We start from the raw sequence: 23,913 nt of genomic DNA, 5'->3' as shown, positions 1-23,913 counted from the left end.
CATCATTACCGTTTAATTCTTGTGATTACAGGCCACATCTTTACAGCTCCTAAAAGAAAAATTATAATAAAAACCCAACGACCTCCTCCTGATCCTTCTGCAATGAAGAGTGCCGGATTCACTATTCCCATCAATCCTATAAAAATTAAAATAACAGACGCTACACGCATTAAACCTGTTTTTCCCAACGATGATCTGCAGTCTGCTGCCAATAAGTTAAATTATAATTTTCCATTTTATATTTTTTCCACTGTGCACGAACAAGATTCAACTGTTCATCATTTCGACCATCAAATATTACCACAAGCCGTTGATAAACATCGATATCCGAGCAAGCCGCTCCCTCTATAAGGAAACGTATTTTTGAATCATTTGGATTTTCCTGTCCTGTGGTAAGAAATACAGGCTGAAAGTTTGGATATTGGTCACACTCAGTTCCATGTCCAATAAATGCTTCATCAGAATAAACCCATAAACGCGTATCCATAGCATCGCGTTGCTCTTTACTCACACATTGTATTGTTACCTTACCAAAACGAACCAGTGCACGTTCTACAAGCATTGGCAAAACATCTCCCAGCGTTGACTGCGTCAAATGATAGAACAAAATATCCATCTTCTTAGCCCTCATCACACTTTATAAAAAATATCTTTTTGGAGAAACTTCTATCGTCTAGCACAAAAGGAAATGGTTTAAAATACAAGGACTTCCTCTTTTTTCGATTATACATATTGCTTTTTAAAAGATAGAATAAAATAAATCATTATTTTCTAAATTAATAAAAAGGTTTGTTTTAGTTCGTTTTCTAGCTTCTCTATAGACTACAGTTGAAATTAGAATATAATGTATGGTATAATAAGATGGTATTAATTATACTCTACATTTAGCAAAAGTGCGCAATAAATATGAAAATATTTTTAAAATTTTAGCTATATTTTTAATCCAAGGCAGTGTAAAATACCTACTCTCTAGTTAAAGATCGAGGATGTTACCCAATTTATGCGTATTATTGAGTTTTACATCCTGAAGCGTGTTCTTGTCCTGTTTAGTGCTGTTATGATTGCAGCAATAGGTATCAGTTGGACAGTACAAATCCTTGCACGGATAAACTTTCTCACAACAAGTAGACAAACACTTCTAACAGTCTTGCAGTTTTCACTCTCATTGGTTCCTTCTGTTATTTTTCTTGTTATCCCATTTGCGTTAGTGATTGCAATTACAAGCACCCTTTCAGCAATGAATCGAGACTCAGAGCTCGCTATCATCAGTGCCTCTGGTTTTCCCAAAAGTACTGTTTGGAAACCAATTCTTTTTCTCGCTATTATTGCATCATGTGCCTCGTTTTCTATAGCTAATTTTGTTGTTCCTCAAGCACGTCTTAATATGCGACAAATGCTAGCAAGTGCCCACTTTGATCTTATTAATCTTTTCATTACTGAAGGCAGCTTCCAAAAACTAGCTAATAACCTTTACATAGAAATTGGCGAACGGAATCCCAATGGAACGCTTGAACGTCTTTTCATTGTCGATCAGCGCAATCCTAAAACTGATCTTTTTTATTATGCAGCAGAAGCATCAATTGTAAACAATAAGAATGGCAGTTTTTTAATCCTCAATAACGGTGAAATAGAAAGGATCAACCATCAAAATAACAGCGTTTCAATCGTTCAGTTCAGCTCGTATACTTTTAGCCTAAGTGAATTCATCCCCAACGATAAAACGCCCACTATTTATCCAAAAGATCGGCCTCTTTCTTATTTACTAAATCCTGATCCGAAAGATCCTTACTATCAGCAAGGACCACTCCAATATAGAGCTGAGTTTCACCGCAGACTTACAGAATGGCTCTATCCAATTGTTTTTTCATTAATTGCATTAGCAGCAGCAGGAGATGCACGCTCATATCGACAAGCACGAATATCGGCCAACTTTTCTGCAATTGCCTTTTCCTTGCTGGTGTATTGGATAGGATATTTTTTCGCCGAAAAAGCAAAGAGCGGTTTTGCATACATTCCTCTTCTTTATGTTATACCTATAGGAATGAGCGTGCTTATTTTTTTCATGCTCTTAACAAATCATAAAATTCGTATCCCCACAAAGCTTAACGAAGTTATTCAAATAACTTTTCAAAAATTTTTAAACAAATTTGAATATCGAAAATCTCAATATCCCTCGGATGAGGTATCATGATTGGGTGGACGCTTGGACGATATTTTTTTATACGTTATCTTAAAACAACCTGTTATTTTTCTGGGGGCATTTTTATTCTTGCTCTTTTAATCGACTTTACAGAAAACGCTGGTCGGCTATCTCACCTTCCCCATTATACGGCAAAAGATGCATTTTTCATCTCCGTTTTACGTATCCCCTTTATCATGCAACAACTCATCCCCTTTATTGCACTCTTTTCTGCAATGGTAATGTTGATCTCACTTAATCGAAAACTTGAGCTTGTTGTAACCCGTTCAATCGGTGTTTCTGCATGGCAATTTCTCATGCCTGCTTGTTTTGGAGCTTTTCTTTTTGGATTATTTTCAATTCTTCTCATTAACCCACTTGCCGCATGGGGATTTTCTGAAGCAGAAAAAATGATGACTGAGGGGCGCAGTAATAATGTATTGACATCCCTTCACACGCGTATCCCATGGTTAACACAACGTACAAATTCAGGTAGAACAACCATTGGTGCTAGATCTATCACCGATCAAGGACTTTCTCTTATCGATGCAACCTTTGTACAATACAGCGACAATGCAACAATCAAAAATTGGATTCATGCCAGAAAGGCAAAATTGACACACGGTGCTTGGCTGTTAACAAACGGAACAATCTATAAAATAGGACATCCTCCTGAAAAGTTTGCCGCATTTCAAATAAAAACTAATCTAAAGCCCGAATTTTTAACTGAACGTTTAACAAACCCCGCGACTATCCCACTTTACCAATTGCCAAAAAAAATTATGATTGCACGTTCATTTGGTTATTCTGCCAATAAATTGGATATGTATTTGCAATCTTTGATTGCATTACCTGTACTGCTTGTAGCAATGACTCTCATTGCAGCAACTGTATCTTTAAACTTCACACGCTTTGGACAATCTGGAACGTTGATTCTTGGTGGCGTAATAGCGGGATTCATGCTTTATGTTATTTCCGTACTCGTTCAGGCTTTTGGTAACGCTGGACATATTCCACCAATTATTGCAGCCTGGACACCAGTTGTTATTGCATTATTTTTTGGAATCTCTTTTTTACTTCACAAAGAGGATGGCTAAGTGAAAGCATTAACAGGTAAGAGAATAATTTTAACAAAATTAACTGTATTCACTTTAAAACATGTTGTTGGATTTATCTTAGGTGTCCCCTTATCCTGTTATGCACTCGCGCAAAATCATACCCTAGATTCTGCAGACCCTCTCTTACTATCTGCAGATAAACTCATCTACAATCGTGATGCAAATACTGTTTCTGCCCAAGGCAATGTCCAAATCGAATATGATGGTAATAAAGTTATCGCTAAAAAAGTTACTTATAATCAAAAAACAGGACGAATCATAGCACAAGGAAATGTTGAAATTATCCAAAAAGATGGTAGCAAAATTTATTCCAACAAAATTGATATGACAAAAGATTTGGGCGAAGGCTTTGTTAATGCCTTACGCATCAATACAGTAAATAATATCCATTTTTCAGCTGCAAATGCTACACGCAGCAACAACCAGATAACAGTCTTCAACAATGCCACCTATACAGCATGTGAACCTTGTATTTATAAACCAGATAAAGAAGTTCTGTGGAAGATTAGAGCAAGAAAAATCATATGGAATAGCACTACTCAAAAAATTCGGTTTGAAAATAGCCGTTTTGAAGTTTTTGGTATACCGATTATATATTTTCCAACTTTTGAGCTCTATAATCCAACTGTGAAAGTGAAACGCGTTAGCGGTTTCCTTGCACCTGATTTTTTTTATGCTGATTATCTCGGCATGGGCATAAAGAATTCTTATTTTTGGAATCTCGCTCCCCATTATGATTTCACACTTTCTTCTACGATTTATACCCAACAAGGACTTTTAACCGAAGGTGAATGGCGTCAACGTTTGAAAACGGGCAATTACAACATTCGTTTTGCCCATATATACCAAATTAAACCACAAAACTTTGACGATGATACAATTGATGCACAGTATAAAAAACGTTATATGCTATCAACAAAGGGTGATTTTCGTATTAATTCACGCTGGACTTATGGATGGGATATTGTCGCACAGTCTGATCGACATTTTAGCCGTACCTATAAACTTGAAAACTACAGCAATCCAACACAACCTTCTCAGCTTTATTTGAAGGGTCTTGCAGGTAAAAACCACTTTGACATGCGCTTTTACCATTTCAAAGTTCAAAATTTAACATTGAATAACTCCTATTATGAACACCACTCTCGGCAAGCGCGGGCTCTCCCCCGCATTGATTATTCTTTCACACCAGATAAGTCAGTTTATACTGGAGAATTCACTCTTCATAGCAATATGCAATCAATTTATCGTCCTTATAGTGACTCCAATTCTAGCGACTGGAATGGCCACCCTCTCAACGCTGCTAGACTTTCTGGTATAGCTGGAAATAGTTTACGTTTCACAAACGAGGTAGAGTGGAAAAAGCGCTTTAACACGCGTGATGGACTCATATTAACCCCTATTCTCTCTCTACGTGCTGATATAATTACAACAAATACACACGAAAATCATACTGCTCATATAGCAAAAGGCTCCTCCACTATCCGTGGTTCAGCTATACGCGGCATGGCAACAGCAGGTTTGGAATTACGATATCCCTTCCTCATTACATCTGACAACTCTACACATATTATAGAACCAACAGCACAAATTTTTATACGCAATAATGAACGATATATCGGACAAATCCCTAATGAAGACGCACAAAGCTTCGTATTTGACACAACAACTCTCTTTCAACGTAATAAATTCTCCGGTTATGACCGTGTAGAAGGTGGAACAAGAGCTAATATAGGCCTAAGGTATTCTGGGAGTTTTAACAATGATTGGTCTTTTTATGGACTTATTGGGCAATCCTTTCATCTCGCAGGAAGAAATTCTTTTGCAAAAAAGGACTTTGTTAGTGTAGGCACTCATTCTAGCCTCGAAGCAAAACGTTCCGACTACGTTGCAATGTTTAGTGCAAACCATAAGAGTGGTTTTTCTCTGGAAGCTCGTGGACGTTTTGACAAAAAAACAGGAGAAATCCGCCGTAGTGAAATTGAAGCATCACAGAAATGGCAAAATTTGGAAGCGGCTATACAATATGCTTATATAGAAAGCCAACCAGATTATGAATATCCAAAAGAACGCCAAGAGATTTCTTTTCAAACCGGTATTAAACTGGCCAACTCTTGGTCTATTAACAGCAATGCCAGTTACGACTTAGTATCTGGTACATTCGTAAAGCGGGGAATCAGCTTAAATTACATAGATGAATGTTTAAGGCTAACATTCAGTTATCATCAGGTAACTAATCCAGGAAAAAAAACACTTTCGCAAAACTTTAATTTTTCACTTTCATTGCGGACTTTGGAAAAAAGATAGACTCAAATTTATAAAGAGAATGTGTAAGTGATTCAACTTATCATTGTTTTTATGAAAAAAAACGTATATTTTAAGCAGTCGATGGGAATTAACAGACAATGCGAAGGCCTATTTACATGAATAAATTGAAAAAGCGTATTCTTGCTTTATTTTGTATTGCACCTTTGAGCATAAACAGCCTGCTGGTAAATGAATCTTTAATTTCACCAGTTTTCGCACAGACTGTCATTGTTGTTACAGTCAATGGCAATCCTATAACAAATTACGATATTCAAAGGCGCGCTGCTTTTCTTAGATTACAACAAAAACAGGGTAATCTTGCTGAGCAAGCGAAAAATGAACTTATCAATGAGATACTTAAAAATACCGAAATAAAGCGCCGTAATATTGAGGTGAGCAATAATGAGGTTGAGAGTACTTTTGAAAATTTTGCAGCGCAAAATAATATAGCCGTTGATCAGCTCAACCAGATTCTGATTCAAAATGATATCACAGTGCAACACTTTAAGGATTATATCCGTGGACAAATAGGATGGAGTCGTCTTGTTAATGCACGCTATCAAGCTGAAAGTGGTATGATTACAGAGCAAGAAGCTGTACGCAGAATATTAAAAAATGGTGGTGTAAAACCTTCAACCAATGAATATACATTACAGCGAATTATTTTTGTCATTCCTGCACGTCGTCGTTCAGAAATCTTTGAAAGACGCTTGAGAGAAGCAAATAACTTCCGCGCACATTTCCGTGGATGTACTGACGCTCAAAAACAGGCAAGAGGTATTTTAGATGTTACTATCCGCGACCTAGGAAAGTTTCTAGAACCCCAGCTTCCCAGTGCGTGGGAACAGGCTATTCTTGCAACACCTGCCGGAAAAATGACCCAATTTCAAGAAACATCTGATGGAATCGAAGCGCTTGCTGTCTGCAAAATAAGAAGAGTTTCCGATGATTATGTAGCTCGGTTGATATTTTCTATTCAAGATAACAAGCAAAACGGCTCGCAAAAACTTGAAAAATTAAGCGAAAAATATTTAGAAGAACTGCGGCAGGTAGCGCGTATTCAAAATTCATAATGGCTGTACTTGTTGTTAGTGGTGGTGATCCTGCTGGAATTGGTCCTGAAATAGTGATAAAAGCGTGGAGTTTGCGTGTTACGCGTCAAATTCCACCTTTTGTTCTTTTTGCTGATCCAGATGTTATTCGTTCGCGTGCTCATTTTTTACAGATAGATGTGGAGGTAGAATCTGTTTTAACAGATAATCCTGCAAAAAACTTTCAAGCCGCTCTTCCTGTAATACCGTTAAAAAATCGACAAAGCGATCAATTAGGCTTACCCTCACCGAATAATGCTGCTGGAATAATTGAAGCGATTAAACGTAGTGTTCAATTAATTCAAAGCGGTCATGCGTGTGCACTCGTCACTTGCCCTATTGCAAAAAAAAATCTTTATGATTCTGGGTTTGAATTTCCAGGACATACAGAGTTTTTAGCTGATTTGGCTCATCAAACCTCCAATAAACGTTATCATCCGGTTATGATGCTATCAGGACCTCGATTAAAAACGGTACCAGTCACTGTTCATATTCCATTCAAAGAAGTGCCTTCACACCTCACTCGTCATTTAATCATTCAAACGGCACTCACTACTAAACATGACTTAAGAAAGCGATTTAAAATAACTTCACCCCGTCTAGCTGTTGCTGGACTCAACCCTCATGCTGGAGAAGAAGGTGCAATGGGGAAAGAAGATATTGAAATTATCACTCCCGCTATTGAATATCTTAAAAATAAAGGATTAAATATTGTAGGCCCGTTTCCTTCCGATACAATGTTCCATGAATGTGCAAGAAAAACATATGACGTTGCCCTTTGTATGTACCATGATCAAGCCCTTATCCCTGTTAAAACATTGGATTTTGACACTACTGTCAATATTACTTTAGGACTACCTTTTATTCGTACTTCTCCAGATCATGGAACTGCTTTTGATATTGCGGATAAAGGGATTGCCTCTCCCGAAAGTTTTATTGCTGCTCTTAAACTTGCAAATCAACTTGCAGAAAATAGTTTGATATCATGCCAATAGATAACCTACCTCCTCTACGTGAAGTAATCGATATATATGAATTACAGGCTCATAAATCCTTGGGTCAAAATTTCCTTTTCGACCTTAATTTAACATCTAAAATTGCTCATCAAGCAGGAAATATAGAAGGAAAACTTGTGGTTGAAGTGGGCCCAGGTCCTGGAGGTCTAACACGCGCCTTGCTTGCAAAAGGTGCCACTGTAATAGCGATAGAGCGTGATGAGCGTTGTATACCAGCTCTCCTAGAGATAGAAAAACACTATCCGCAAAAACTAAAACTTATTTGTAATGATGCACTGAAGCAAGATTTCTCAAAACTCTTTAAAACATACCAAGAAAAACCGCGCATTATTGCAAATCTTCCCTATAATATTGGAACACAACTCTTACTAAATTGGCTATTGACTGAACCATGGCCTCCTTTTTATGAATCAATGACATTGATGTTTCAACGTGAGGTTGCCAAACGTATTACCGCAAAACCTCAATCCGCCCACTATGGACGTCTTAGTGTCTTAACCGGATGGCGTACCACTGCTAAAATTGCTTTTGATGTGCATCCTCAAGCCTTCATACCGGCACCTAAAATAACTTCTTCCGTTGTTCATATCATTCCACGAACGCAGCCTCTCATCTGCTCCGCACAAAAATTAAGCTTTGTAACAAAAACTGCTTTTGGACAAAGACGAAAAATGCTTCGTCAAAATCTCAAAACTATTGGAGGAGAAATGCTTTTAGAAAAAGCTGGAATTGATGGAACCCGCCGTGCTGAAACGCTTTCAATTTCCGAATTTGTGACTTTAGCTAATTTGATAATCTAAAAAGCATAACTTTTTGCTCATTGCTCCTTTTCAAAACAATAAGGATATTAATCAATCTTTTCAGCAATAAGCTCATCAATAAAAGGTTCAAGAAAGGAGCATCGCTCGCGTTTTGCTGTTTCCGCTAAATAAATTGATTTAATAAGCGACATGGACTGATTTAGATCCTCATTAATGACAATATAATCGTAAGAGCGCCAGTGCTGCATTTCTGTTCGTGCATTATCCAATCGTAAATTAATGATATCTTGGCTATCTTCTGCTCTACGATGTAAACGCGAAACGAGCTCTTTCATTGATGGTGGAAGAATAAAAACAGATACAGTATCTCCTGGCATCTTTTTTTGAAGTTGTTCAGTGCCTTGATAATCAATATCGAATAACATATCTCGGCCAGCACTCAACGCATTTTCAACGCTTTCACGTAAAGTTCCATAATAATTTTCATGAACTTTTGCCCATTCAATAAACTCATCACCATCACGCTTACGTTCAAACTCTTTTTTTGAAATAAAATGATAATGAAGACCATCTACCTCACTAGGACGTCTTTGCCGTGTTGTCACACTTATAGAGAGCTCTAATTGTCCATCCTTTAAAAGTAATCGAGAAATAGTTGATTTACCAGCTCCTGAAGGCGAAGAGAGAATAAATAAAAAACCGCGACGTTGATCTATTTTTTTAGTACTCAATTCATCTTCACAGAATGTCATCATACTGTTCTACTTTTTCTTAAATTTTTCTTCAAAACTTCAAGAATACGTTTTCTACAATTCAAAAAATTAATGTGTTGCTTTTAACGCACGCCACTTACGAACATTCATATTATGTTCCTCCAAAGTTCTGGAAAAAACATGCCCTCCCGAACCATCAGCTACAAAATAGAGCACATCACTTCTTGGTGAATGTGCCACCGCTTTCAAAGAATCTCGACCTGGATTTGCAATAGCTGTTGGTGGCAAACCGTCAATTTTATAAGTATTATATGGTGTTTTCTTCTCAAGATCTGAACGGTAAATTGCACGACCGGATGGCATTCCTTTTCCACCAAAGAGACCATAAATTACCGTTGGATCAGATTGAAGACGCATATGCTTTACCAGACGGTTATAAAGTACCGCAGCAACCTTTGGTCTTTCTGCAGCAACTCCTGTCTCTTTCTCGACAATCGATGCCAATATGACAAATTCATCAATGGACTTTATTGGTAAATCAGGTGAGCGAGTAGCCCATATAGCATTAATTAATTTTGTCTGTCCTTCACGCAGTCTGTTTATAATTTCTTTACGCGTTGTTCCTCGGATAAAACGAACAGTATCCGTCATCAAACTGCCCTCTGGAGGCAAAACCTCTGGAAGATCCCCAGTCAAAATTTCATTAGCAGCTAATCGATCAAAAACTTGTTGAACCGTTAAACCTTCTGGCACTGTAAACGTATATTCAATAGATTTTCCTTTCACAAGAATATCCATAATATCCCGCATCGAAGCATGCGCTGGAATTAAATATTCACCAGCCTTAAGATGCGTTGTTTTTTTATGATAACCAACCCCATAAACAAAAACATCAGATGATCGAATGAGACCAGATTTTCCAAGTAGTGAGGCAATTTCACGAATTCCTGTTCCAGGATAGATGAGAACAACTTGCTCTTCCTCCGCTATTCCTTTTCCTTCAAAAATACTTTTTCCAATATAAAGAGGAACGCTTATGGCCAAAATAACAACCACAATTAGCATCAGAAAAAAATGACCGAGAATGACCAAAGGATTACGTACGACTAACGACTTCTTTCGTTTCTTATGTGCTAACATACCATTATTATCTATTACACGATTTAAAGAGTGATTATTTACATCCTTCAGCGATCTTTCATTTTTCACATCGGACATAACTATCAACCTCAATACTTTTTAGGTACTATAACTATAATCTCTCAGTTAAACTTATTATATTTATAACAAAATAGAAAACTCAGAAACAGAAAAAATAAATAAAAATGTTTATTATTCCCCAAAGCGCCGCATTACTAAAGACGCATTTGTTCCACCAAACCCAAAGGAATTTGAAAGAATCGTATTAATCTTTCGTTCACGCGGTTTATGCGGGACAAGATCAATTTTCGTTTCAATTGATGGATTGTCAAGATTAAGTGTTGCTGGAGCTATATTATCCCGTATAGCCAAAACACAAAAAATAGCCTCAGCTGCACCAGCTGCACCAAGTAAATGCCCCACAGATGACTTTGTTGATGACATGGATACTTGTGGTGCACAATGCCCAAAAACACGCTCAACAGCTGCCAACTCTATGACATCAGCCATCGTTGAGGTTCCGTGGGCATTAATATAATCAATATCGCTTACATTTACTTGTGCACGCTTAAGAGCAGCAATCATACTACGCTGTGCACCTTCACCACTCTCCGAAGGAGCGGTAATATGATAAGCGTCACCAGATAAACCATAGCCAATAATCTCAGCATAAATACGAGCACCCCGTTTTTTCGCATGTTCCAGCTCTTCTAAAACGACAATCGCAGCACCCTCACCCATCACAAAACCATCACGATCAGTATCATAAGGACGTGATGCTCGTTCAGGATCATCATTACGACCAGTAGAAAGCGCTCTACAAGCAGAAAAACCAGCAAGAGACATTCGGTTTATCGGAGATTCCGTGCCTCCCGCCACCATTACATCTGCATCACCCAACGCAACCAAACGCGCTGCATCACCGATTGCATGCGCACCTGTCGAACAGGCCGTTACAACTGAATGATTAGGACCGCGCAAACCATATTTAATAGACACATAGCCAGAAGCAAGGTTAATCAAACGTCCTGGAATAAAAAAAGGAGAAATACGCCGTGGACCTTTATCACGAAGCGTATAACCGGCCTCAACAATGCCTTCAATGCCACCAATACCCGAACCAATTAATACACCTGTACAAATCTGCTCTTCATCACTCTTAGGAAACCACTCAGCATCTGAAAGCGCTTGATCTGCAGCAGCCATTGCATAAACAATAAATGCATCAACCTTGCGCTGTTCCTTGGATTCCATATACAAATCAGCATTATATGTACCATCTGTTCCATTTCCCAAGGGTATACGAGCAGCAATTTGACATGGCAAATCGGACACATCAAATTCAGTAATGCGTCGAACACCACTTCTCCCTTCAAGAAGTCGCTTCCAACTATATTCGACATCACCAGCTAATGGAGAAACCAACCCTAAACCAGTAACAACAACACGTCTCATAACCTCTAACCTTAAATTGAGATTCAACTCTCAAAGCTTTATTCTCAAAATAGCTAAAAAATATAGGCAAAAGTACTTTATGCTTTTGCCTTTTAATAATCATGCAGAAGCTTTATCGATAAACTTTACTGCATCACCAACTGTGAAAATCGTTTCAGCAGCCTCATCTGGGATTTCTATACCAAATTCTTCTTCAAAAGCCATAACAAGCTCAACCGTATCAAGGCTATCTGCTCCTAGATCATCGATAAAGCTTGCATTTTCCACTACCTTATCTGCATTAACTCCAAGATGCTCCACGATAATTTTTCTAACGCGCTCTACTGTATCACTCATGTTGAAATCCTCGAATTTATATTGTTTTCCTATAATTTGGTTAGCCATATCGGGTCATCTAATCAAGCAATAGATATATTACTTTGAAGATTTTAGCAGCGATTTAAAACATCCTGTGGATATCCCTTGCAAAATGAACCAATCTGACACTCCGACATAAATTGATAAACTTACCATGTTAGAGAAATGGATATATTTTTCCATTTCATTTATTACCGTCTAGAATAATACGGCTTATAAATCAATGTTGAATGAAGCAAATACTCAAATCATTGCCATTCCACCATTGATATGTAATGTTTGCCCCGTTATATACGCCGCCTCATCGCTCGCTAAATAAACAGCAGAAAAAGCTATCTCTTCCCCTGTTCCCATACGCTTCATTGGAATCCTCGCCATAATAGTTTCTTTTTGTTTTTCGTTAAGTTTTTCTGTCATTGCGGAATTAATAAATCCTGGAGCAATACAATTGACAGTGATATTTCGTGAAGCGACTTCTTGCGCCAATGCTTTAGAAAAGCCTATCAAACCAGCTTTTGCAGCAGAATAGTTCGTTTGTCCAGGATTTCCGACAACCCCAACAACAGATGTTATGTTAATAACCCTTCCATAGCGACGCCGCATCATAGAGTGCGTCAATTCACGTGTTAAAGTAGAAGCAGCTGTTAGATTGACCGCCAAGACATCATCCCAGTCTTTATCCTGCATACGTACAAAAAGGCCATCTCGGGTGATTCCAGCATTATTAACCAAAATATCAACACCATCCATTTCTTTTTCCGCTGCTTCAGCCAATTGCTTAATGGATTTACGCTCAGAAAGATCAGCGGGAAATACAAAAACATTTTTTTCCAGGTCTATTGCCACTTCTTTAAGTTTGTCTTCACGTGTTCCATGGAGCCCAACAATTGCTCCCTGCGCATGGAAGCAACGCGCAATTGCCTCACCAATCCCTCCTGATGCTCCCGTCACAAGAGCTTTACGACCTGTTAATTTAAACATTTTTTCAGACTCCTTATAGATTAAACGCCAAGCACTTGTAGTGCTGTTTCTATTTCCTCAGCTGTCCCTATCGTTAATCCCTTTATATCCTTGTTAATACGACGTGCTAAACCTGTTAATACTTTTCCAGAACCAACTTCAAAAAGCGTATCAACCCCATTAGCACTTATCCACTCTATCGTTTCACGCCACCGCACTCTCCCCGTCACTTGTTGGACAAGAAGCGTAACAATACGCTCTGGATCATTCTCTGGTGCAACAGAAACATTGGCAACGAGAGGAACAATAGGAGCCATTTTGTTAACAGTCGAAAGTGCATTTTCCATGGCATTAGCAGCAGGCTGCATTAAAGACGAATGGAAAGGTGCAGAAACCGGAAGAAGAAGCGCACGCTTAGTGCCTTTTTTTGACGCAAGCTCTACTGCTGCCTCAATCGCCTTTTTTTTACCTGAAATCACAAATTGCTCTCCCCCATTATCATTAGCAATCTGACATATTCCTTCTCCAGAAACAGTTTTGCAAATTTCTTCCACATCCTGCTCACCCAACCCAATAAGTGCTGCCATAGAGCCTTCACCAACAGCAACAGCAGCCTGCATGGCATTTCCACGAATGCGCAAAAGCCTTGCTGTATCAGCAAGACTAAATGCACCAGCAGCGCAAAGAGCTGAATATTCACCTAAAGAGTGGCCTGCAACAAATTTTACTTTTTCTTTTATATTGAGCCCTAATTGTTCCATCACACGAATCACAGCCATGGATACAGCCATTAATGCTGGTTGTGCATTTGCTGTTAACGTCAAAATATCTGCTGGCCCTTCAAAAATGATATCTGTTAATTTCTCACCTAAGGCATCATCAACTTCTTCAAAAACCATCCGTGCTGCAACAAATTGCTCTGCAAGCACTTTCCCCATACCAACAAGCTGACTTCCCTGACCTGGAAAAATAAAAGCTGCCACCATTAACCGACTCCTAAAACTGTGCCATTAAATTATCTTCTTTTGATCTTATTCATAAGCACAAATCAAGATACAGTACCTTATTTAAAACGAATATCTCTCTTAAAGTTATATTTTAATGGTGGAATTTTATATAAAAACTTGGGAAAATATGGCGCTATAAATTGAATAACGCCCCAACTTATAAAACTTCCCAAAATTATACCAACTAAAATATCAAAGGGATAATGTACACCAACAAAGACGCGCCCCCAACAGATCAAGCATAAAAACACTGCTGCAAACTTAGAAGCAACTTTGTATCGATAAAAATAAAGACTCGCCATATAAGATGCAATAGTCAAGGCATGATTACTAGGAAGAGAAGCTGTTGCACGATGCTTAATCAGGGGTGTCGTCAAATCCAAAACAAACGGACGCGGATGAAAATAAATAAGAGAAATGAGATAACCTATAAAAAGAGCCATACAAATGCTCACGCAGATGCTTAGCACTAAGCGTCGTTCTGTATTTTCACCGCAAAACCATAACGCACAAAGATGTATAGGAATAACGTAAATCAAAAACTTTGCACAAAAAATACCAAACAAAACTAAAACTGACCAAGATTGATGAGTGCCAGCAAAAATTTTTAAAAGTGCAATATCAATCCGGTTTAAAAAATCCATTCTTCTCTCCTTCATGTTTACAACTTTACAGCATCGTCACTTTGTAAAAGAGTGAAACGCATAAAGAATATGTCAAGATTCAATAAATCATTTTTTTACGTGCATAAACTTGCTATTTTTAAAGATAAGCTGTAAATGTCAAATGTTTGTTACCGGCACTTTAGCTGGAGGTTGAACGGAGGGCTGAAAACCAGTAGGAGACGCAATGTTTCCGACCTCCTGTGTCTCCGCTCTCGGATGTCTCGAATTGTAAACGCGTCCTTTCTTCTTTGGATTTCCAAAAAAGACAAGTCGCAGAGGCTTTGCGCTAAAACCGGTAAAGTTTAATTGAAGAAAGGCAAAACAATGGCTCTTTATGAACATGTGTTTCTTGCCCGACAGGACATCGCGCCGCAACAAATTGATGAGCTTTTGAATGTTTACAAAGGTGTTATTGAAGCGCACGGTGGAAAAGTTGGGCGTATAGAAAACTGGGGTCTTCGTCCCCTCGCTTATCGTATTCGCAAAAACCGCAAGGCTTATTATGTACTGGTTAATATTGACGCACCTACTGAAGCAATTGCTGAAGTTGAACGCCAGATGCGCATCAATGAAGATATTTTGCGTTACATGACCATTCGCGTAGAAAAGCATGAAAAAGAGAAATCTGCTATGCTCTCGCGTCTTGATCGTAATAGTCACGTTAGCCAAGATGAAGAGCGACCTCGTTCCCCGCGCCGTCAACGTGAAGATGCCGTGGAAGGAGTAAAATAATGACAGATGTTAATCAAACCGCAGCACGTCGTCCTTTTCATCGTCGTCGCAAAACATGTCCGTTTTCAGGTCCAAACGCTCCAAAGATTGATTATAAAGACGTCAAATTGTTACAGCGTTATATTTCAGAGCGTGGAAAAATCATTCCTTCACGGATTACGGCCGTCAGTCAGAAAAAACAGCGTGAATTGGCGACTGCCATCAAACGAGCTCGTTTTCTTGGCTTACTTCCATATGTTATAAGATAATATCAAAATACTATACGGCTGGGGTATCTATCCCCCCAGCTACCTTTCTTGCATAGTTCAGCAACATATCTGATTGCATACTATACGGAGATATGTAGAATAACCAAAGTTGGAGTATTATAATGCCCCTAACTGCAAAAGGCAGGACAGCGATAAATGAGAAACTTTCGTACTTATGAGATAGTAACGGGTATTTTAGCAGGGCTGTTTGCTGTTGTTATAGGCATGGCAATCATTAGTGCCGCAAATATCGCACCCTACTTTTCGCTTCTTCTTGGTTGCTTCCTTTCACTTCCAATTTTTACTGTCGCATTCAGCCGAGGAACATTAGCCAGCCTTGTTGCCTTAATAAGCGCCACTGTTGTTTTTGCTGTAGTCACTAATGTTTATATTAGTTTTGGCTTTATGTTATTGCTCTTTCTTCCTGCTGTCTACGCTTCTTGGCTTCTTGGACTTGCACGACCAGCGCAAAAAGAAAATTCGCTGATATGGTATCCATTATCGTCAGTCATTTTTCATTTAACTAACTTTATCGCTCTTATATCAACCTTTATTGGGCTCTATATTCAAACTCTTCCATCTACGCCTATTATTGCAAAAAAAGTCACTGCAAACATAGCACAAGCTATGCAGCAATCACAGTCTATAAAGGAAACTAATATACTCGCTTTTAGCGAACTTTTAATGATGAATGCTGCAACTTTGACAGCTATTGCCTTGACCATTTATAGTTTGATTTTTCTCATTGGCAATCTTTATTTTTCGGTGATAGCAGCACAACATATGAAGTGGCTAAAAAGACCCCGTGATGATTGGAGTCAAACTCTCCGCCTCCCAATTTCTGGAATTGTTGTTTTTATTGTTGCCTGCATAGCATCAATGCTTGAATTGGGCTTTACTCTTAATTTGAGTACGCGTGTCTTTAGCACTGCATATACTGTCGTTATATCAATCAGTGGTCTAGCATATCTTCATAATATTACAAAAGGAATAAACGGTCGAAGCATTATACTCTCTCTTGTTTATATTGCCATTTTAACCGTTGTTTTTGCTGCACCTATTTCTTTTATGATGCTTTTGATGGGCATTTGGGCAGCTATTCAATACAACTTTCAATCACGCAAAAAACTTCACTAAATTTATTTGTTCGAAAGGAAAAACTATGGATATTATTTTACTTGAGCGCATTCCTCGTCTTGGTCAGATGGGTGATATTATCTCAGTTAAAGACGGTTATGCACGTAACTTCCTCTTGCCTCAGGGTAAAGCTTTACGTGCGAATGAAGCTAATAAAAAACATTTTGAAATACAGCGTGCACAACTTGAAGCACGTAACCTTGAACGCAAAAGTGAAGCACAAAAAATTGCTAAAGAACTTGATAATAAATCATTTATTGTCATACGTTCAGCTGGTGAAACAGGGCAACTTTACGGATCTGTATCAACACGTGATATTTCTGAAATTATAACAGTTGAAGGGTTTTCTATTGGGAGAAGTCAAGTTGAACTTAACCATCCAATAAAAACTATCGGCCTTCATACTATTACTCTTAACCTACATCCTGAAGTTCAAATTTCTGTGATCATTAATGTTGCACGTTCAGCCAGTGAAGCACAACACCAAGCAGAAGGTAAAACTCTTACTTCTACTGAAGAAATATATGATATTCAGGAAAAAACGTTAGAAGAAAATCAGGAAGAACTATTGGACGAAGAAAATAATGAAAACGATGTAAACGGTATTAATAAAGAGGCTTAATTGCTATTTTTATTACCTTTCTTGCATTTTTTATTTTTCTGTCGTTTAATACATTAAATATTATAAAACACTCAGCCTAAAAGGCTAAGTGTTTTGTTGTTATTATCATTAAAAAACTGAATCCTTCTGGAAAAACAATCTTTAGCATATTGTATAAAGGCATTACATACTAGAAATTATAAATACAGTGAGGGAAAATGCTTTCATATATATTTTTGCTAAAAGTTAGAAATAAAAAATTCTTAAAGTACTACCCTTTAAAAGAGTAAGATTTACTAAAAGATAAATTAATTACATCTCCACATCATCTGAAATAATTTCAATCATAAAAAAAGTAATTTTATGCGTCCCGACATTGAAATTAGAGTCTAAAAAATTGAATGCGTAATTTTAACTTAAAATAATTTTTAGCTCTACTCTTTTGATGTAAAATGTTTGACTTATTGCCTAAAGTCGCTAAACGCAAAATTTTAGTGGAAAAAACTGTTATGGAAAAAACAAGCGTTATCAATGTTAGCTCTTCACAAAAAGAAGCCTCCTCTTCTTTTCAACAACTCCCGCATAATATTGAAGCTGAACAAGCATTGCTCGGAGCACTTCTCATAAACAATGATGCTCTCGATCGTGTTTCTGATTTTCTGAAACCCGCACATTTTTTTGAACCATTGCATCAAAAAATCTATGATCTTTTGTTTCACATTATCGAAAAAGGAAGGCTAGCAGATCCCGTTACCATTAAGCCTTTTATTCCTGCTGATGAAAAAGTTGGGGATATCACCATATATAATTATGTTGTTCGTTTAGCAAAAGAAGCAGTAACAATCATTAATGCCGAAGATTATGGACGAGCTATCTATGATCTTTTTATCCGACGATCTTTGATTAATCTTGGAACTCAGATTGTCAATACAGCCCTTGATGCTCCTATAGAGCTTACGCCATCTCAACAAATTGAAACTGTTGAACAACAATTGTTTGAGTTAGCAGAAAAAGGAAAATACGGAGGGGGATTTGAAAATTTCAATGAAGCTGTCAAAAAAGCTGTTGATATGGCAAGCGCTGCCAAAAAACGTTCTTCACGGTTGTCAGGGATAGCTACTCATATTAAAACACTTGATGAAAAAATGGGGGGATTGCAACCATCTGACTTAATTATCCTCGCTGGGCGCCCTGGTATGGGGAAAACATCACTTGCTACCAACATTGCCTTTAATATTGCTAATGCTTGCAATCGTGGTGCTAAAAAACAAGAAAATGAGGGAGGCATTGTTGGATTTTTTTCGCTTGAAATGTCATCGGAACAGCTCGCAACCCGTATTATTTCAGAACAAACGGAGGTCTCTTCTTCTGATATTCGTCGTGGAAATATCTCAGAAGAACAGTTTTCAAAAATAATCCGTGCAATGAATCGCTTACAAAAAGCACCACTTTATATAGATCAAACTGGTGGTATATCAATCACGCAACTGGCTGCCCGTGCGCGTCGTCTCAAACGGCAACATGGTTTGGATATTTTGATTATTGACTATATCCAGTTAATGACAAGCAACTTAAAGCGTTCATCTGAAAATCGTGTTCAAGAGGTTACAGAAATTACCACAGGATTAAAAGCATTAGCTAAAGAACTTAATATTCCTATTATTGCTCTTTCACAGCTTTCACGCCAAGTCGAAAATCGCATAGATAAACGACCACAACTTTCCGATTTACGGGAATCTGGTTCAATTGAGCAAGACGCTGATATCGTTCTTTTCGTGTACCGTGAAGAATATTACCTCAAAAATGAAGAGCCTAAGATAGGCACTCTTGAATATGAGAAATGGCAAAATACAATGGACAAAGCTTTCGGGAAAGCTGACGTTATTGTTGCAAAACAACGCCATGGCCCAACAGGAACCGTTCACCTTGCCTTTCAGTCTGATTTCACACGCTTTAGCGATCTGGCAGATAACAATTATCTTCCAGAACAAATTGGTTAAACCATCATGGCACGCAGCCGTACTCAATTTATCTGCCAAAATTGCGGAACCGTCTATTCACGTTGGGCTGGAAAATGTAATTCTTGTGGCGAATGGAATTCCCTTATCGAAGAAAGTATGAATAGTGGTATTGGCAGTGGCCCTACGCAAAATATCCGTAAAGGACGTGTTGTCACACTAACATCTCTTTCTGGATATATTGAAGATACTCCACGTATCCATTCTGGCATAGCTGAACTTGATCGTGTTACCGGTGGGGGCTTTGTCCGTGGATCAGCATTACTTGTTGGTGGCGATCCAGGTATTGGTAAGTCAACATTGCTCACACAAACAGCAGCTGCTTTGTCGCGAAAAGGACATAATGTTATCTATGTTTCAGGCGAAGAAGCTATTGCACAAATCTGTTTACGTGCTCAAAGACTTGAGGCTGCCAACACAGAGGTTAAGCTTGCCGCTGAAACTAATGTTGAAGATATTCTTGCAACCTTAAATGCGCATAAAAACCTTGATATGGTTATCATCGATTCTATTCAAACTCTATGGTCAGACACAGCTGATTCAGCACCCGGCACTATCACACAAGTGCGCATCGGTGCTCAAGCAATGATCCGCTTTGCCAAAAAAACAGGAGCAGCTGTTGTTCTTGTTGGCCATGTTACAAAAGATGGACAAATTGCTGGCCCCCGAGTCGTCGAACATATGGTTGATGGTGTTCTCTATTTTGAAGGTGAAGGCGGGCATCATTATCGAATCCTTAGAACTGTAAAAAATCGCTTTGGACCAACTGATGAAATTGGTGTCTTTGAAATGTCTGATAAGGGATTACGGGAGGTAATCAATCCATCCGAGCTTTTTTTAGGTGAACGAAATGAAAAAGCGCCAGGAGCTGCTGTTTTTGCAGGAATGGAAGGCACACGTCCGATACTAGTAGAAATTCAAGCGCTTGTTGCTCCCTCTTCACTTGGAACACCACGACGAGCCGTTGTGGGATGGGATGGAAATCGTCTTTCAATGATTCTCGCTGTTTTAGAAGCCCATTGCGGCGTTCGCTTTGGGCAACATGATGTCTATCTTAACGTTGCAGGCGGGTATCGTATATCAGAGCCAGCAGCTGACTTAGCCGTTGCAGCAGCTTTGGTATCCTCTCTCGCAAACATTCCTCTCCAAACGAATTATGTATATTTTGGTGAAATAAGCCTTTCAGGGGCTATCCGCACTGTTGCACATTCAACGCAGCGTATCAATGAAGCAAAAAAACTTGGCTTTCAAGGAGCTGTTCAACCCACTACAACACCCGAAACGATAAAATCATTAGCTTTTGAACAAAAAACATTTTCTTACCTTCCTGAGTTAGTGGCCTCTATTGCTGCAGGCAAAAAATGCTCTGTACCACACGCCTGATAATATAGAAAAAACTCTACAAAATATAAAAGATCCTTGCTATAAGGACAAAAAATGGCATAACCAAAAACGTATTTGTGTACTAACTTAAAAGAACACAACTTTATGTATAAGGAGGCAAACAAATGAGCATAACAGTCCTTGATGGAATTGTCGTAGTAATCATCCTGTTGTCCGCTTTTCTTGCTATGCTTCGAGGGTTTTCACGCGAAGTGCTATCGTTAGTTTCCTGGGCAATTGCCGCTGTTGCTACGCTGTTTTTATTCAAGCCTGTATTGCCCTTTTTTGAGCAATATCTCTCTAACAAAATGATAGCCTTAATCACAACATTGATCACGATTTTTATTATTGTTCTCATTATTACTTCAATCATTACAATGAAAATCTCCGATTTTATTATTGATAGTCGAATTGGCATACTTGACCGTACTATTGGTTTTGTTTTTGGAGCACTCCGTGGTTTATTTATCATGGTCATCGGCATGTTGCTTATCAATGCGCTTATTAAACCCGAAAACCAAGCTAACTGGTTAAAAAATGCAACAACAAAACCCATCTTAGATTCATTGGGACAAAAAGTTTGGGAAATACTTCCCAAAGATTTTGATACTGTTTTCGAAAAAGCAGAAAAATTTTTCAAAAGAGATGATGCTAATACAAAGGCACTCTTCTGAAAAGATGATTCAAAAAATGGAGAATAGCTCTTTATAAGCCGAGAGTTTTAAATAACATGTGAAGTATGATATAATCATTCCTCATATCACGACTGAAAGAATATGATGACAAAAAGCGACATTCCCTGTAAGGAATTTTTATTAGATGACGATACCCTTCATGAAGAATGTGGGGTTTTTGGTATTCTTGGGCACGAAGATGCAGCAACATTAACAGCTCTCGGGCTCCATGCACTTCAGCATCGTGGACAAGAGGCAGCTGGAATTGTTTCCTACCATAATAAAATATTTCATCAAGAAAAGCATCTAGGTCTTGTGGGCGATCATTATACAAACCCCGCAACACTTGCCCGCTTGCCGGGAAATCGTGCTATCGGACATACCCGTTATTCAACAACTGGAGAAATAGCATTACGCAACGTTCAACCGCTTTTTGCTGAATTAAAAGCTGGAGGTATTGCTATCGCTCATAATGGCAATCTTACCAATGGTCTTACATTACGTCGTGAACTCATTGCTTCAGGTGCTATCTGTCAATCAACATCAGATTCGGAGGTTTTTCTTCATCTTATTGCCCGTTCACGTTATGAATCATCATCTGATCGCTTTGTTGATGCTATTCGGCAAGTTGAAGGTGGATATGCTATGTTGGCGCTCACACGCACCAAGCTCATTGCTGCACGCGATCCAACAGGTATTCGACCTCTCGTGATGGGTGAACTTGATGGTAAACCAATCTTTTGTTCCGAAACCTGTGCACTTGATATTATTGGAGCAAAATATGTACGCGATGTTAAAAATGGGGAGATTATCATATGTGAAATACAAAAAAATGGGGAAATTACTAAAAAAATTATAAAACCAGAAATAGAGAAATCAGAAAAACTTTGTCTTTTTGAATATGTCTATTTTGCGCGTCCTGATTCCATTGTTGGAGGACGTAATGTTTATACGGTACGTAAAAATATGGGGATCCATTTGGCACAAGAAGCCCCTTGTGAAGGTGATGTAGTGGTTCCCGTTCCTGATGGCGGAACACCCGCCGCAATTGGCTATGCACAAGAAATTGGAATTCCCTTTGAGCTTGGTATTATTCGTAATCACTATGTTGGCCGCACTTTTATCGAACCAACACAACAAATTCGTGCTTTTGGAGTAAAATTAAAGCATTCTGCAAATCGTTCTGTTATCAAAGGGAAACGCGTTATTCTGGTTGATGATTCCATTGTACGTGGAACAACATCCCTAAAAATTGTGCGAATGCTCCGCGATGCAGGAGCAAAAGAAGTTCATATGCGTATTTCTAGCCCTATGATTTTCTATCCCGATTTTTATGGCATTGATACACCTAAAGTTGAAAACCTGCTGGCTAATCAATATCCAGACTTAAAATCTATGTGCAATTTTGTTGGAGCTGACTCATTAGAATTTCTTTCAACGGACGGCCTGTATCTTGCTGTAGCAGGGGAAAAACGAAATAACGCTGATCCACAATTTACAGATCATTATTTTACCGGACATTATCCTACACATCTGGTTGATCAGGAAAGCCTCCCCCAAATTCATCGATCATCTGTTCTGAAAACAAGAGATTAATGATGAAAAAATTTGACTTTAGTCTCCATGGACGTGTTGCACTTGTTACCGGCGCGTCGAGAGGAATTGGCTATTATTTAGCGTTAGAGCTCGCAGCACGCGGCGCTCATATTATCGCTCTTGCACGAACAATCAGTGGACTCACTGAACTGGACAATCAAATCCGAAAAAAAGGTGCTCGCGCAACGCTCATCCCACTCGACTTACATCATATGGAAAACATTGATGCTCTTGGTGTTTCAATTGCTAAGCAATGGAAAAAACTCGATATTATGGTCGCAAATGCAGGAATCCTTGGAACACTCTCACCAATAGCTCATGTAGAGAACACTGTATTTGAAAATATTTTTCAAATAAATCTTATCAGCCAATGGCGCTTAATGAAAGCTGTTGAACCTTTATTGCGCGAATCTGATGCTGGACGAGCCATCTTGTTATCCTCAAGTGTTGCTCATGTTCCACGCGCCTTTTGGGGGCCTTATGCTGCCTCTAAAGCTGCTTTGGAAATTGTTGCTCGCTGCTGGGCAGAAGAACTAAAACAAACCCCTATCAAGATTAATTGTGTTAACCCTGGTGCAACACGCACTACCATGCGTGCACAAGCCATGCCTAGCGAAGATCCTCAAACTCTCCCTTCACCGCAAGAAGTCGCAGCAAAGATAGCATATTTATCCTCACCCGATTTAAAAGAAACAGGAAGACTCTTTAATGTCCGCAAAAACCGGTTTACGGATTATCATGCACCTGACTAATAC

General features: G+C 38.6%; 24 protein-coding genes. 15 read left to right on the top strand and 9 right to left on the bottom strand.

The window, feature by feature from the left end; translation table 11 throughout:
* Window positions 1-5: 5 nt before the first annotated feature.
* Together V3564_RS01845 and V3564_RS01840 are read right to left on the bottom strand one after the other, a co-directional pair.
* Window positions 6-170, bottom strand: coding sequence for a hypothetical protein (locus tag V3564_RS01845; RefSeq protein ID WP_455481150.1), 165 nt, complete (start codon window positions 168-170; stop codon window positions 6-8).
* A complete protein-coding gene (locus V3564_RS01840; protein WP_455481149.1) occupies window positions 170-616 on the bottom strand; it encodes a DNA polymerase III subunit chi in 447 nt (148 codons plus the stop codon). Before V3564_RS01840 ends, V3564_RS01845 begins: the two co-directional genes overlap by 1 nt.
* Before the next feature lie 384 nt (window positions 617-1,000).
* Here V3564_RS01840 and lptF point away from each other — a divergent pair, with 384 nt between their 5' ends.
* The 6 genes from lptF (at window position 1,001) to rsmA (ending at window position 8,511) form a co-directional block, all read left to right on the top strand.
* Entirely contained in the window at window positions 1,001-2,191 is a 1,191-nt protein-coding gene (gene lptF, locus V3564_RS01835) for an LPS export ABC transporter permease LptF (protein WP_455481148.1), read from the top strand.
* Window positions 2,188-3,276, top strand: coding sequence for an LPS export ABC transporter permease LptG (gene lptG, locus V3564_RS01830; RefSeq protein ID WP_455481147.1), 1,089 nt, complete (start codon window positions 2,188-2,190; stop codon window positions 3,274-3,276). The genes lptF and lptG overlap by 4 nt, the downstream gene beginning before the upstream one ends.
* Window positions 3,277-5,604 carry an LPS-assembly protein LptD gene (locus V3564_RS01825; protein WP_455481146.1) on the top strand — a complete coding sequence of 776 codons (2,328 nt, stop codon included), beginning with the start codon at window positions 3,277-3,279 and terminating at the stop codon, window positions 5,602-5,604.
* Window positions 5,605-5,720: 116 nt separating this feature from the next.
* The gene (locus V3564_RS01820) at window positions 5,721-6,677 is read left to right on the top strand and encodes a SurA N-terminal domain-containing protein (protein ID WP_455481145.1); all 957 of its coding nucleotides are present in this window, start codon (window positions 5,721-5,723) and stop codon (window positions 6,675-6,677) included.
* Window positions 6,677-7,690 carry a 4-hydroxythreonine-4-phosphate dehydrogenase PdxA gene (gene pdxA / locus V3564_RS01815; RefSeq protein WP_455481144.1) on the top strand — a complete coding sequence of 338 codons (1,014 nt, stop codon included), beginning with the start codon at window positions 6,677-6,679 and terminating at the stop codon, window positions 7,688-7,690. Before V3564_RS01820 ends, pdxA begins: the two co-directional genes overlap by 1 nt.
* Window positions 7,681-8,511, top strand: coding sequence for a 16S rRNA (adenine(1518)-N(6)/adenine(1519)-N(6))-dimethyltransferase RsmA (gene rsmA, locus V3564_RS01810; protein WP_455481143.1), 831 nt, complete (start codon window positions 7,681-7,683; stop codon window positions 8,509-8,511). The genes pdxA and rsmA overlap by 10 nt, the downstream gene beginning before the upstream one ends.
* Window positions 8,512-8,558: 47 nt before the next feature.
* On the opposite strand, the gene gmk is transcribed toward rsmA, so the two are convergent.
* The 7 genes from gmk to V3564_RS01775 form a co-directional block, all read right to left on the bottom strand.
* Complete coding sequence (gmk, locus tag V3564_RS01805) at window positions 8,559-9,224, bottom strand: guanylate kinase (RefSeq protein WP_455481433.1); 666 nt, start codon at window positions 9,222-9,224, stop codon at window positions 8,559-8,561.
* 69 nt (window positions 9,225-9,293) lie between these two features.
* A complete protein-coding gene (gene mltG, locus V3564_RS01800; protein ID WP_455481142.1) occupies window positions 9,294-10,403 on the bottom strand; it encodes an endolytic transglycosylase MltG in 1,110 nt (369 codons plus the stop codon).
* A 114-nt stretch (window positions 10,404-10,517) separates the two neighbouring features.
* Entirely contained in the window at window positions 10,518-11,780 is a 1,263-nt protein-coding gene (gene fabF, locus V3564_RS01795; protein ID WP_455481141.1) for a beta-ketoacyl-ACP synthase II, read from the bottom strand.
* Window positions 11,781-11,879: 99 nt separating this feature from the next.
* Complete coding sequence (locus tag V3564_RS01790) at window positions 11,880-12,116, bottom strand: acyl carrier protein (RefSeq protein ID WP_455481140.1); 237 nt, start codon at window positions 12,114-12,116, stop codon at window positions 11,880-11,882.
* Window positions 12,117-12,380: 264 nt separating this feature from the next.
* Window positions 12,381-13,118 (bottom strand): 3-oxoacyl-[acyl-carrier-protein] reductase, encoded by a 738-nt coding sequence (gene fabG, locus V3564_RS01785; RefSeq protein WP_455481139.1) that lies wholly within the window; start codon window positions 13,116-13,118, stop codon window positions 12,381-12,383.
* Between the two features lie 20 nt (window positions 13,119-13,138).
* Window positions 13,139-14,083: an ACP S-malonyltransferase gene (gene fabD / locus V3564_RS01780; RefSeq protein WP_455481138.1), complete on the bottom strand. Its 945-nt coding sequence runs from the start codon at window positions 14,081-14,083 to the stop codon at window positions 13,139-13,141.
* Between the two features lie 77 nt (window positions 14,084-14,160).
* The gene (locus V3564_RS01775) at window positions 14,161-14,748 is read right to left on the bottom strand and encodes an undecaprenyl-diphosphatase (protein WP_455481137.1); all 588 of its coding nucleotides are present in this window, start codon (window positions 14,746-14,748) and stop codon (window positions 14,161-14,163) included.
* A gap of 345 nt (window positions 14,749-15,093) precedes the next feature.
* On the opposite strand from V3564_RS01775, the gene rpsF reads away from it, so the two are divergent.
* The 9 genes from rpsF (at window position 15,094) to V3564_RS01730 (ending at window position 23,910) form a co-directional block, all read left to right on the top strand.
* Window positions 15,094-15,501 carry a 30S ribosomal protein S6 gene (gene rpsF / locus V3564_RS01770; RefSeq protein WP_455481136.1) on the top strand — a complete coding sequence of 136 codons (408 nt, stop codon included), beginning with the start codon at window positions 15,094-15,096 and terminating at the stop codon, window positions 15,499-15,501.
* Window positions 15,501-15,749, top strand: coding sequence for a 30S ribosomal protein S18 (gene rpsR / locus V3564_RS01765; RefSeq protein ID WP_455481135.1), 249 nt, complete (start codon window positions 15,501-15,503; stop codon window positions 15,747-15,749). Before rpsF ends, rpsR begins: the two co-directional genes overlap by 1 nt.
* 156 nt (window positions 15,750-15,905) lie before the next feature.
* Window positions 15,906-16,886: a hypothetical protein gene (locus V3564_RS01760; protein WP_455481134.1), complete on the top strand. Its 981-nt coding sequence runs from the start codon at window positions 15,906-15,908 to the stop codon at window positions 16,884-16,886.
* A 25-nt stretch (window positions 16,887-16,911) separates the two neighbouring features.
* The gene (gene rplI, locus V3564_RS01755) at window positions 16,912-17,508 is read left to right on the top strand and encodes a 50S ribosomal protein L9 (RefSeq protein WP_455481133.1); all 597 of its coding nucleotides are present in this window, start codon (window positions 16,912-16,914) and stop codon (window positions 17,506-17,508) included.
* 488 nt (window positions 17,509-17,996) lie between these two features.
* Window positions 17,997-19,487, top strand: coding sequence for a replicative DNA helicase (locus V3564_RS01750; RefSeq protein WP_455481432.1), 1,491 nt, complete (start codon window positions 17,997-17,999; stop codon window positions 19,485-19,487).
* Between the two features lie 6 nt (window positions 19,488-19,493).
* Window positions 19,494-20,888 carry a DNA repair protein RadA gene (gene radA / locus V3564_RS01745; RefSeq protein ID WP_455481132.1) on the top strand — a complete coding sequence of 465 codons (1,395 nt, stop codon included), beginning with the start codon at window positions 19,494-19,496 and terminating at the stop codon, window positions 20,886-20,888.
* A gap of 125 nt (window positions 20,889-21,013) precedes the next feature.
* Window positions 21,014-21,562, top strand: coding sequence for a CvpA family protein (locus V3564_RS01740; RefSeq protein WP_455481131.1), 549 nt, complete (start codon window positions 21,014-21,016; stop codon window positions 21,560-21,562).
* A 102-nt stretch (window positions 21,563-21,664) separates the two neighbouring features.
* Window positions 21,665-23,158, top strand: a complete 1,494-nt coding sequence (purF, locus tag V3564_RS01735; RefSeq protein ID WP_455481130.1) for an amidophosphoribosyltransferase — start codon at window positions 21,665-21,667, stop codon at window positions 23,156-23,158.
* A gap of 2 nt (window positions 23,159-23,160) precedes the next feature.
* The gene (locus tag V3564_RS01730; protein ID WP_455481431.1) at window positions 23,161-23,910 is read left to right on the top strand and encodes an SDR family NAD(P)-dependent oxidoreductase; all 750 of its coding nucleotides are present in this window, start codon (window positions 23,161-23,163) and stop codon (window positions 23,908-23,910) included.
* Window positions 23,911-23,913 lie beyond the last annotated feature (3 nt).

It is taken from the genome of Bartonella sp. B12(2025) (genome assembly GCF_053795135.1).
This window is presented reverse-complemented; position numbering and strand designations above follow the sequence as displayed.